We start from the raw sequence: 11,272 nt of genomic DNA, 5'->3' as shown, positions 1-11,272 counted from the left end.
GGCGCCTCGCCGAGGGTCAGAGCACGCCGCCGAGGGTGTCGTACTCGCTCAGCGCCCGGTCGCTCGCGAGCGCGCTGCCGTAGCGGCGCGTGATCGACGCGTCGGTCCATCCGCCGAGCGCGGCCAGATTGCGCTCGGTCCCGCCCCGTCGGAGGTACTCGTACGCGAATCGATCGCGCAGCTGGTTGAAGTGCAGCGCCGGGATGTCGGCCTCGGCGCAGCGGCGCCGCAGCATCGCGTGCGCGCCCTTGCGGGTGAGCGGCCCGAAGCGCGTGATGAACAGGGCCGGCAGGTCGGCGAGCCGGTGGTCGGCCCGCACTCTCAGGTAGCGGTCGATGGCGCGGGCCGTCTCGGGGTCTATGCCCGCGCCTCGACCCTTCCGGGCCTTCCCGCGCCGGAGGGACAGGATCCGGCTCTTGAGATCGACGTCAGCGACCCCGACGCCGCAGAGCTCGCCGAGGCGTCCGCCCGTCGCCGCCGCGGTGCGGATCAGCGCCAGGTCGCGCCGCGCCGCGAAGTCTCGGCCGCCGCACGCCTGGAGGAGCAGCGCCACGTCATGGTCGTCGGGGATCGCGACCGGTGGCGGCTCCGCCCGCTTCACCGTGATGTCGCCCATCGGGTTCTCGGCGACCTCGCCCTCGTCGGCCGCCCACCCGTAGAAGCTCCGCAGGGCGATCCAGCGGGATCGGATGGTCGCCTGGGCCCGGCCCTCCTCACCCAGGGCTGCGAAGTACCGCTGGCAGTCCCGGCGCTCGGCGCCGACCAGGCTCGCACCGTCCGGGAGCCACCGGGCGAAGCCGGTCAGGACCTCGCGATACAGGCGCCGGGTGCTGCTGGCCTTGTCGTGGAGCGCCAGGTCCCACGAGGCCAGGAGCGCCTCGTCGTCACCGCCCACGGATGGATTGTACGCCGTAAGCCCGGGGCTACCGGTGGATCCTGCCTCGGACCTGGGGAAACGCGACCTCAGTAACCGGACCAGTCCTCTGGGTTGGCCTCGGTGTACTCGCCGAGCACGTGGGCATCGACGGCGTCGAGCTCGACGAGGCCGCGGCTCGACGGGGGCGAATCGGCGCTGTAGAGGAGGATGCGCCAGGTCGGGCGGGAGCGCAGGCCCCGCCAGGTCAGCTGGGCCGAGGCGTGCCCGACGGGGAAGCCCACGGCGCGGGTGGCGACGAGGAGGGCCTCGGTCTGGTCCACGACGAGGGGCCAGGCCGTGAGGGCGTGGTAGGCGGCCACGGCGAAGAGCGCGAGCGCCCCCGCGAGCAGCCCGTCGTTGCCGCTCACGACGTAGCCGGCGAGGCCGGCCAGGCCGACGGGGATCTGCCACGCCGCCGCGACCAGGCGGCGGCGGGGGCTGGGGAAGAGGTACGGGCCGACGTACGCCGTCACGTCGAGGTCGGCGGGCAGCTCGTCCCGGTCCTGGTGCCCCACTCCCCCGACGCTAGGTCGGCCAGGCCGCCCGCAGCCGCTCGAGGCTCCGGCTCAGCGGCTCGGGCAGCACCCGGGCCTCGGCGACGCTGGTCATGAAGTTCGTGTCGCCGACCCAGCGGGGCAACACGTGGACGTGCAGGTGGCCGGGGACGCCCGCACCCGCGGCCCGGCCCAGGTTCATGCCGAGGTTCACGCCGTCCGGTCGGTAGGCCGCCTTCACCGCCGCGGTGGCGTGCTGGGCCATCGCCATCACCGCGCTCGCCTCCTCCGTCGTGAGCGCCTCGAGCTCGCCCACGTGGCGGACGGGCGCCACCATGAGATGCCCCGACGTGTAGGGGTACAGGTTGAGGACGGCGAAGGCGAGCGGGTCGCGGGCCAGGATCTGACCGTCGTCCCCGGACGCCTCCAGCGCGCAGAACAGGCAGGCCTGGTCGCCGTGGTCGACGGTTGCGAAGTCCTCGATGTACGACGCCCGCCACCCCGCCCACAGGCGGTCCAGGCTCATCGCCGCTCCGCGACCTCGGCGGCCAGGCGCTGCACGAAGGCCTCCACGGGCACGAGCCGCTCGGGTGGACCGTCGGCGCCGCGGGCGTTGACGCCGACCGTGCCCGCCTCAGCGTCCTCGTCGCCCACGACCAGCACGTACGGCACCTTCTCGAGCTTCGCCCGCCGGACCCGGGCGTTCAGGGTGTCGTCGTGGGCGTCGACGAGCTCGATCCGGTACCCCTCGGCCCGCAGCCGGTCCGCGAGCCGGTACGCGTAGGCGTGGTGACGGTCCGCCACCGGGGCGACCGTCACCTGCACCGGTGCCAGCCAGACCGGGAAGTTCCCGGCGTAGTGCTCGAGGAGGATGGCGAAGAAGCGCTCGATCGCCCCGAAGAGGGCCCGGTGGATCATCACCGGCCGGTGCCGCTCGTTGTCGGATCCGACGTAGTGGAGGTCGAAGAGGGCCGGCAGCTGGAAGTCGAGCTGGATCGTCGAGAGCTGCCACGTCCGCCCGATGGCGTCCTGGGCCTGCACGGAGATCTTCGGGCCGTAGAACGCCCCGCCGCCCTCGTCGAGGGTGAGGTCGAGGTCCATGGCCTCGGCCGCCGCCCGTAGCGCCGCCGTCGCCTCGTCCCAGTCGCGGTCGCTGCCGACCGCCTTCTCGCCCGGCTTCGTGGAGAGCTCGAGGTAGAAGTCGTCGAGGCCGAAGTCGCGGAGCACCTCCAGGACGAACACCAGCAGCGAGCGGAGCTCGTCCGCCAGCTGCTCCCGGGTGGTGAAGATGTGGGCGTCGTCCTGGGTCATGCCCCGAACGCGCGTGAGACCGTGCACGACGCCCGACCGCTCGTACCGGTAGACGGTGCCGAACTCGAAGAGGCGCATCGGCAGCTCGCGGTACGAGCGGCTGCGACTCCGGTAGATGAGGATGTGGAACGGGCAGTTCATCGGCTTGACGTAGTAGGCCGTGCCCTCCCCCGGCCCCTCGTCGAGGTGCATGGGCGGGAACATGCTCTCGCCGAACCACTGGACGTGACCGGACGTCTCGAACAGCTCCGCCTTCGAGATGTGCGGCGAGTGGACGAACGAGTACCCGGCGGCTTCGTGGCGGCGCCGCGAGTAGTCCTCCATGATCGTGCGGACGAGCGCGCCCTTCGGGTGGAAGACCGCGAGACCGGACCCGATCTCCTCGGGGAACGAGAAGAGGTCGAGCTCGAGCCCGAGCCGACGGTGGTCGCGCCGCTCGGCCTCCTCGAGCCGGTGGAGGTGCTCGGCCAGCGCGGCCGGGCTCTCCCAGGCCGTGCCGTAGATCCGCTGCAGGACCGGTCCCCGCTCGTCGCCCCGCCAGTAGGCGCCGGCGACCCGCATGAGGTGGAAGGCGCCGAGGCGACCGGTGCTCGGGACGTGCGGCCCGCGGCAGAGGTCCACGAACGCGTCCCCCCCGGGCCGCGGGTTCCGGTACAGCGAGATCACCGTGCCGCCCCCGACCTCGGAGTCCTCGACCCGCTCGATGATGTCCCGCTTGAACGGCTGGTCCGCGAACAGCGCCAACCCGTCGTCGCGCGCCACCTCGTCCCGCACGAAGGGCTGGTCCTCGGCGACGATCTCGCGCATGCGGGCCTCGATCCGCTCGAGGTCCTGGTCCGTGAACCGGCCGTCGTCCGGGAGCTGGAAGTCGTAGTAGAAGCCGTCCGCGACCGCGGGCCCGATCGCGTACTTCGCCCCGGGGAACAGGTCGGTCACTGCCTGCGCCAGCACGTGAGCCGTCGAGTGGCGGAGCACCTCCCGGCCCGCCGGGCTGTCGGGCGTGATGATCGTGAGCCGGGCGTCGTGGTCGAGCGGGCGGTCCAGGTCCACCCACTCCCCGTCGACGATCCCCGCCAGCGCGTCGCGGGCGAGCCGCTTGCCGATCGACGCCGCGACGTCGGCGGGCGTCGTGCCCTTCGGATAGGCGCGGCTCGACCCGTCGGGCAGCACGATCGTGACGTCGCCGGCCATCCCGGCGACGGTACCCGACGGCATCTCAGCGGCCGGGCAAGTTCTCGACCGGTCGGTCGAGGCTGACGCCGACGAGCGCCCCGAGCTCGCGCAGCACCGCCGGCGCGCGCGGGTCGTCGCCCTCGGAGAGGACCGCGCTGGCCAGATCGTCGAGCGCCTCCACGGCGCGGGGAGCGTCGAGGTCCTCGTCGAGCGCGGCTCGGACCCGACGCGCGAACGGCTCCGGGTCCGGTCCGGCGTCTCGGCCCGCCGCCACGAGCAGCCGGTGGAGCAGGGCGACGCCATCGTCGAGGTCGGTGTCGTACCACTCGAAGCCGGCCCGGTAGTGGTGTCGCATCAGCGCCAACCGGATGGCGCGGGCGTCGGCGGTCTTCAGCAGGTCGCTCACGAACACGAGGTTGCCGAGCGACTTGCTCATCTTCTCGCCCTCGTAGCTGACCATCGCCGAGTGCATCCAGTGACGAGAGAACGGCCCGTCCGCCACGCTCTCGCTCTGGGCGATCTCACACTCGTGGTGCGGGAAGATCAGGTCCGTGCCCCCGCCGTGCAGGTCCAAGGGGGTGCCGACGGTCTCCATCGCCATGACCGAGCACTCGATGTGCCAGCCCGGTCGTCCGACGCCGAACGGCGCCCGCCACGCCGGCTCGTCGGACAGCGAGGGCTGCCAGAGCACGAAGTCGAGCGCGTCGCGCCGGTGCGGGTCCTCGGGGCGCCCGCCCCTCGCCCGGGCGAGCCGCACCATGTGCTCGCGCGAGTACTGGGACAGCGCACCGAAGCGCGGGAAGGTGGACACGTCGAAGTACGTCGTGCCGTGGGTGCAGTAGGCGTGCCCGGCGTCGAGGAGGTCGGCGATCATCGTGATCATCCCGGGGATCCACTCCGTCGCCCGGGGCTCGGCCACCGGCGGCCTCATGCCGAGGGCGTCCATGTCGGAACGGAAGCGGTCCAGCTCGGCCTCGGCCAGGTCCAGGTACGGGACGCCGAGCTCCCGGGCCTTCGGGAGGATCGAATCGTCGACGTCGGTCACGTTCCGCACCATCCGCACCTCGTGGCCCAGCTCCTCGAGCCGCCGGGCGAGGAGGTCGTAGGCCAGGTACGTCGCCGCGTGGCCGAGGTGCGTCGAGTCGTACGGCGTGATCCCGCACACGTACATCCGCACCACCCGACCGGGCGCGAAGTCGACGACCCGCCGCTGCGCGGTGTCGAACAGGCGAACCGTCACCGCCCGCTCCCCTCCTCGCCCAGGCGCAGCGTGAAGGTGCCCCGGTGACGGAGGTTCACGGTGAGCAGCGACGCCGCGAACGCCTCGACACCGGCGGCGTTGGCGAGTGAGCCGCCGTCGAAGGCTCGCAGCCCCGGGATGCCGTCGAGCAGCTCGATCACCGTCCGCCGGGCCTCGTCGTCGTCAGCGCAGACCACGACGTCGGTGTCGATCGGCCGATCGAGGTCCTCGAACGCACGCGCCGGGACGTGCTGCAAGGCGGCCACGACCCGCGCCGCCGGGGCGCGGGCCTGCATCGCCGCCGCGATCGAGCCCTCCTTCGTGGGCACAGCCCGGAACTCTCGGCCCTCGCGACGCAGCCCGTTCGCCATCGCGATGACGACCTTGCCGGCGAGCGCCGACGCGTGCGCCTCCGTGGTCTCGAGCGCCGCCTCCCAGTTCGTGGCCACCACGACGGGACCCGGCGCCGCGGCCGCCTCGTCGTTGGTGCCGGGCCGGAGCGACGCGACGCGCCCGTCCCACCGCTGGCGCAGCTCCTCGACGACCTGCTCGGCCCGCGCCCGGGCGCGCGACCCGACGATGACGTCGTGGCCGAGGTCCGCGAACCGAGCCGCCACGCCTCGCCCGGCGGGGCCGGTCGCTCCGAGCACGCCGATCTCCATCCGGCCAGCATGGCACGGCGCGACGCGCGCGCCTCGGTGTGCCCCTACGCTGCGCCGGCGTGGACCCGCGACCGCGGCCGCGTCCGCCCGTCTCGCTGCGCCTGGTCGGCATCGTCGTCATCGCGCTGCTCGCCTGGGTCATCCTCGGCTCGGCGATCAGCGCGGCCCGAGCGGTCGTCGCGATCGCCGGCTACGTGGTCGTCGCGGTCCTGGCGTACTCGCTCGGGAAGTGGGTCGGTCGCCGCGGCCCGCCGCGGTGACCCCGATCAGCAGATGCAGTCGGGTCCGAGGAGGATCCGCAGCTCTGCGAAGAGGCCGTTCGTGGCGTCGACGCGGAAGTCATCGGCCAGGCGCAGCACCGTGACGCGCTCGGGGCGCTCGAGGTGCACGAACACCGGGCTGTCCCCCGGGTGGCGGCGCAGGAGCTCCCGCAGGTCGTCGACGCGCTCGTCGGAGAGCCGCGCCAGCGGGACCCGGACCCGCAGCGGCGGCGCCCCGTCGAGGGCGATCTCCGGCCGGGTCAGCTCCATCGCGACGATCTTCGGCTGGTCCTCGCGCCGGTCGAGCCGGCCCCGCACGCAGACGATGGCGTCGTCCTCGAGCAGGTGCCCGTAGTCGGTCATCGTCTTCGGGAACACGATCACGTCCATCGCGGCGGCGAGATCCTCGAGGACGAACGTCGCCATGAGGTCGCCCCGCTTCGTGTACTTCCGCGTGAGCGCGGTGACGATGCCGCCGACGGTGTGGAGCTCCCCCTCGCGACCCTCGCGGAACTCGGTCAGGCTGGCGTCGACGTGGCGACGGAGGAGACGCTCGATCCCGAGGAGCGGGTGGTCGCTGACGTACAGGCCGAGCATCTCCTTCTCGAAGTCGAGCCGGGTCTTGCGGTCGAACTCGGTCTCCGGGATCGCCACCCGCTCGGACAGCCCGCCGTCCCCCTCGCCGTCGCCTCCGTCACCGAAGAGGCTCATGATGCCGGCGTCGCGCTCGCGCCGACGGGTGACCGCCTGGTCGACGACGGGCTCGAAGACGTGGAGCAGGCCCTGGCGCGGGTGCCCGAGCGAGTCGAAGCCCCCCGCCTTGATCAGCGACTCGATCGTCCGCTTGTTCAGCGCGGCCGGGTCGACCCGGGAGCAGAAGTCGTAGAAGTCGCGGAAGGGACCGCCCTCGGTCCGGGCGGCGACGATCATCGCCACCACGCCCTCACCGACGTTGCGGACCGCGGAGAGCCCGAACCGGATCGCTTGCGCTTCCTCGGGACCGACGTGCACCGAGAAGTCGGAGACCGACTCGTTCACGTCGGGTACGAGCACCGAGATGCCGAGCTGTCGGCACTCGTTGAGGAAGACCGCGGTCTGGTCCTTGTTCGTCCGCACGCTGGTCAGCAGCGCGGCGAGGTACTCGACCGGGTAGTTCGCCTTCAGGTACGCGGTCTGGTAGGCGAGGTAGCCGTAGCCGACCGAGTGCGACTTGTTGAACGAGTAGTCGGCGAACGGCTCGATGGTGTCGAAGATGCGCTCGCCGAAGGCCCGGTCGTGGCCCTGGGCCACGCAGCCGTCGACGAACTTCGAGCGCTCCTTGGCGATGAGCGCTCGGATCTTCTTGCCGGTCGCCTTCCGAAGGTTGTCGGCCTCCTCGAGGGTGTACCCGGCGAGCCGCTGCGCGACGCGCATCAGCTGCTCCTGGTAGATCATCAGGCCGTACGTCGGCGCCAGGGTCTCCTCGAGGTCGGGGTGCGGGTACGCGACCGGGCGGCGCCCGTTCTTGCGGTCGGCGTACTCGGTGTGCCAGTTCTGGGCCATCGGCCCGGGCCGGTACAGCGCCACGAGCGCGGCGATGTCCTCGAAGCTGGTCGGCGCCAGTCGCTGGAGCAGCGCCCGGACCGGGCTGCCCTCCAGCTGGAACACGCCGACGGTGTCCCCCCGGCGGAGGAGCTCGAAGGTCTTCGCGTCGTCGAGGGGCACCGCGTCGATGTCCGGACGCCGACCGGTGGCGGCCTCGACGAGGTCCAGCGTGACCTCGAGCACGTCGAGGTTGCGCAGGCCGAGGAAGTCCATCTTCAGCAGGCCCAGGCGCTCGACGCCGTGCATCTCGTACTGGGTGACGATCGGGCCCTCCGCCAGCTCCCGGCCCGGCTCGGGCTTCCGCTGCACGGGCAGGTACTCGGTGAGCGGCTCCCGGGTGATCACGACCGCGGCGGCGTGGATCCCGTCCTGGCGACGCAGCCCCTCGAGGCCGCGGGCGACGTCGATGACGCGCCGGGCGTCGGGGTCGTCGGCGTAGAGCTCCCGCAGCTCGGTCGCCATCTTGTACCCGTCGTCGTGGCCGGGCACGACCTCGAGGCAGGCGCGCAGCGGCGTGTCCCGACCCATGATGAGCGGGGGCATGAGCTTGGCGATGCGGTCCCCCATGCCGTACGGGTAGCCGAGCACCCGCGACGCGTCCCGCACCGCGGCCCGGGCCTTGATGGTCGAGAACGTGACGATCTGGGCGACGTGGTCCTCCCCGTACCGCGACGCGGCGTAGCGGATCATCTCGCCCCGGAAGCGGGAGTCGAAGTCCATGTCGATGTCGGGCATCTCGGCCCGGCCGGGGTTCAGGAAGCGCTCGAACAGCAGGTCGTAGCGGATGGGGTCGCTGTCGACGATGCGGAGCGCGTACGCCACGCAGGAGCCGGCGGCGCTGCCGCGCCCGGGGCCGACTCGGATCTTGCGCTCCCGCGCGTACCGCACCAGGTCCCACACCACGAGGAAGTAGGCCGAGAAGCCCATCGTCTTGATGACGCCCAGCTCGAACTCGATGCGCTCGCCGACCGTCGGCGGGAGCGGCTCGCCGTAGCGCTCGGCCGCGCCGGCCAGGGTCAGCTCGCGCAGGTAGGAGTCCTCGTCGTGGCCCTCCGGGGTCGGGAAGGCGGGCAGCACCGCCCGGTCGAACTCGATGTCGACGCTCGCGCGCTCGGCGACCAGCAGCGTGTTGTCGCAGGCGTCCTCGTGGTCGGCGAAGACCGCCCGCATCTCGGCCGCCGACTTCAGGTAGAACTCCTGGCCCTCGAACTTCAGGCGACGGGGGTCGTCCTGGGTCGACCCGGTCTGCACGCAGAGGAGCGCGTCGTGCGCCTCCGCGTCCTCGCGGCGCGTGTAGTGGCTGTCGTTGGTGGCGAGGAGCGGCGCGCGGAGGTCGCGGGCGACGTCGAGGAGGCTCCGGTTCACCCGGTGCTGGTCCGCGAGCCCGTGGTCCTGGAGCTCGATGAAGAACTGGCCGGGTCCGACCACGTCCTGGAACCGGCCCGCGAGCTCGCGCGCCCCCGGAGCGTCGTCGACGAGCAGGCGCTGGCACACCGCGCTGCCGAGGCACCCGCTGGTGACGATGAGCCCGTCGCGGTGCTCCTCGAGGAGCTCGAAGTCGACGCGGGGCTTGTAGAAGAAGCCGTCGAGGTACGCCGACGACGAGATCTTGATGAGGTTCTTGTAGCCGGCGTCGCTCTCGGCCAGCAGCGTGAGGTGGAAGATGTCGTGGTCGTCGCGCCGCGGCCGGTCGAAGCGGCTGTGGGTGACGAAGTACGCCTCCATGCCGATGATCGGCTTGATGCCGGCGTCGAGCGCGGCCCGGTAGAACTCGAGGACCCCGTACATGTTGCCGTGGTCGGTGATCCCGACCGCCGGCTGCCCGTCGGCGGCGGCGGTGGCGATCACGTCCGAGACCCGGGCGGCACCGTCGAGCATCGAGTACTCGGTGTGCAGGTGAAGATGGACGAAGGACGTGGTCACGGTCCGCGTTCTCCCGCCGGTCCCTCTCTATCCACAGGGTCCCGGCGCCCTGTGGAGAACTACAAGCGTGTAACTCCCGAACCTACGCCGGGCGCCCGACCGCCGCAAGGGCTCTCACGCCCGCCCCCGCCCGGCGAGCAGGGGCACGAGCACCTCGGCCTCGGTGACGGACCCGTGGGCCGACACCAGCGTCGCCTCGCGGGGCAGGGCCGGGTCGATGAACGCGACCGGGCCCTGCGCCGCCAGGACCACGTCGCCGACCCGGCGGCGGGTGGCGCCCGACGGCGCCGGCCCGAGCCAGCCCTCGTCGAGGAGCTGGGCCCGGCCCCAGACCCAGGCGTCATCGCCGAAGCACTTGCTCGCGGCGTCGAGCAGGGCCGCTGCCGCCCCGGGCCGAGCGTGGAGGTAGCGGAACCGCCCGTCGCCCGAGCAGCGCTCGACGAGACCCTCGAGGGGGCTGAGGCCGAGCCAGCCCTCGGGCCCGACGTGCACCTGCCCGTGGTCGGAGGTGACCGCCAGCGCCGCGTCCTCGGGCAGCGCGTCGAGCACCGACCCGACGAGCCGGTCGACGGCTCGCAGCTCGGCGTCGTAGAAGCCGTCGTAGAGCCCGTGGGCGTGGGCGACGGCGTCGACGCCGTCGTAGTACGCGTAGACGAACGGCTCCCCGCCGGCGACGAGCTGGCGGCACGACTCGACGAGCGACGACACCGCCCGCCAGCCGAGGAACCGCCCGCCGCGCAGGTGGGCTTCGGTGAAGCCGGTGGCCGCGAACTCGGCCTTCGTGACCACCGGCACCGCCCGCCCGAAGAAGGGTGGGTGACGCTGCACGCTGAACGGCTCGGGGGCGCGGCGGTTGTTCGACATCTGCCACGACAGCACGTTGAGCACGGCGTGGTCGATGAGGACGCGGTAGCCGACGATGCCGTGCTGCGACGGCGGCAGCCCGGTCGTGATCGAGGTGAGCGCGCTGGCCGTCGTCGACGGCGCCACGGTCGTGATCGCCCCGCCGTCGAGGGCGCGCAGCTCGCCGAGCTCGGGCCGGGCGCTGACCGCGTCCCAGCCGAGGCCGTCGACGACGAGGAGGACGACGCTGCGGGCGGCGCGCACCGGTGCCGGCAGCCACTCCCCTGGCCGGGCCCCGAGCAGGGCTGGGACCACCCCGGCGACCCCCGCGCCGTCGTAGCGGGGCCGGGCCGGTTCCACCCGGGCAGGGTAATGGGGTCCCGGCACGACCCTGTGCTGGGGACGCGCGACCATGGTGAGGCCATGAAGATGTCGACCCGGGGCGACTACGCGGCGCGGGCCCTGCTCTCGCTGGCCCTGCACGGGCTCGACCGGCCGACGTCGGTGAAGGAGATCGCCGAGCGCACCGCCTTGCCCCAGCCCTACCTCGAGCAGATCCTCCTGGCTGCGAAGGGCGCGGGCTTGGTGAGCTCAAAGCGCGGGGTCGGCGGGGGTTACGTGCTCGCCCGGCCCCCCCACGAGATCACGCTGGCCCAGATCGTGAGCGCGGTCGAGGGTCCGCTCGAAACCCCCCTCGGCGAGCACGACCACTGCGAGGGGCACTGCGTGCTGCAAGAGGTGTGGGTGGGCGTGTCCGACGAGATGCGTCGACTCCTCGAGGGCTACACCCTGGCCGACCTCGTGCACCGGACCCGGGTCGGTCATCGGGTCGTCGGCGCGTCCGACGCCGCGACCGCCTGATATCG

The 11,272-nt window shown here is 72.6% G+C and carries 10 protein-coding genes; 2 read left to right on the top strand and 8 right to left on the bottom strand.

Translation table 11 applies throughout. The annotated features are described in order from the left end of the window. Nucleotides 1-16: 16 nt before the first annotated feature. The 6 genes from VG869_06055 to npdG form a co-directional block, all read right to left on the bottom strand. Nucleotides 17-895, bottom strand: a complete 879-nt coding sequence (locus tag VG869_06055; protein ID HEV3450753.1) for a tyrosine-type recombinase/integrase — start codon at nt 893-895, stop codon at nt 17-19. Between the two features lie 68 nt (nt 896-963). Further along, nucleotides 964-1,431 carry a hypothetical protein gene (locus VG869_06050; protein ID HEV3450752.1) on the bottom strand — a complete coding sequence of 156 codons (468 nt, stop codon included), beginning with the start codon at nt 1,429-1,431 and terminating at the stop codon, nt 964-966. A gap of 10 nt (nt 1,432-1,441) precedes the next feature. Then, a complete protein-coding gene (locus VG869_06045; protein ID HEV3450751.1) occupies nt 1,442-1,936 on the bottom strand; it encodes an HIT domain-containing protein in 495 nt (164 codons plus the stop codon). Further along, on the bottom strand, nt 1,933-3,912 hold the full coding sequence (gene thrS / locus VG869_06040; protein HEV3450750.1) for a threonine--tRNA ligase: 1,980 nt from the start codon (nt 3,910-3,912) through the stop codon (nt 1,933-1,935). The genes VG869_06045 and thrS overlap by 4 nt, the downstream gene beginning before the upstream one ends. A gap of 25 nt (nt 3,913-3,937) precedes the next feature. Further along, a complete protein-coding gene (gene cysS / locus VG869_06035; GenBank protein ID HEV3450749.1) occupies nt 3,938-5,134 on the bottom strand; it encodes a cysteine--tRNA ligase in 1,197 nt (398 codons plus the stop codon). Next, nucleotides 5,131-5,796 (bottom strand): NADPH-dependent F420 reductase, encoded by a 666-nt coding sequence (gene npdG, locus VG869_06030; protein ID HEV3450748.1) that lies wholly within the window; start codon nt 5,794-5,796, stop codon nt 5,131-5,133. Before npdG ends, cysS begins: the two co-directional genes overlap by 4 nt. 59 nt (nt 5,797-5,855) lie before the next feature. On the opposite strand from npdG, the gene VG869_06025 reads away from it, so the two are divergent. Continuing rightward, on the top strand, nt 5,856-6,056 hold the full coding sequence (locus VG869_06025) for a hypothetical protein (protein HEV3450747.1): 201 nt from the start codon (nt 5,856-5,858) through the stop codon (nt 6,054-6,056). 6 nt (nt 6,057-6,062) lie between these two features. Here VG869_06025 and dnaE read toward each other — a convergent pair whose 3' ends face one another. After that, nucleotides 6,063-9,563, bottom strand: a complete 3,501-nt coding sequence (gene dnaE, locus VG869_06020; GenBank protein ID HEV3450746.1) for a DNA polymerase III subunit alpha — start codon at nt 9,561-9,563, stop codon at nt 6,063-6,065. 114 nt (nt 9,564-9,677) lie between these two features. Beyond that, nucleotides 9,678-10,766 carry an alkaline phosphatase family protein gene (locus tag VG869_06015; protein HEV3450745.1) on the bottom strand — a complete coding sequence of 363 codons (1,089 nt, stop codon included), beginning with the start codon at nt 10,764-10,766 and terminating at the stop codon, nt 9,678-9,680. 63 nt (nt 10,767-10,829) lie between these two features. On the opposite strand from VG869_06015, the gene VG869_06010 reads away from it, so the two are divergent. Then, entirely contained in the window at nt 10,830-11,267 is a 438-nt protein-coding gene (locus VG869_06010) for an Rrf2 family transcriptional regulator (GenBank protein HEV3450744.1), read from the top strand. The last annotated feature ends 5 nt before the right edge of the window (nt 11,268-11,272 follow it).

The organism is Acidimicrobiia bacterium (assembly GCA_035948415.1).
Lineage (GTDB): Bacteria > Actinomycetota > Acidimicrobiia > IMCC26256 > PALSA-555 > PALSA-555.
Note: the sequence above shows the minus strand (reverse complement) of the source record. Positions and strands in the feature narration are given on the sequence as shown.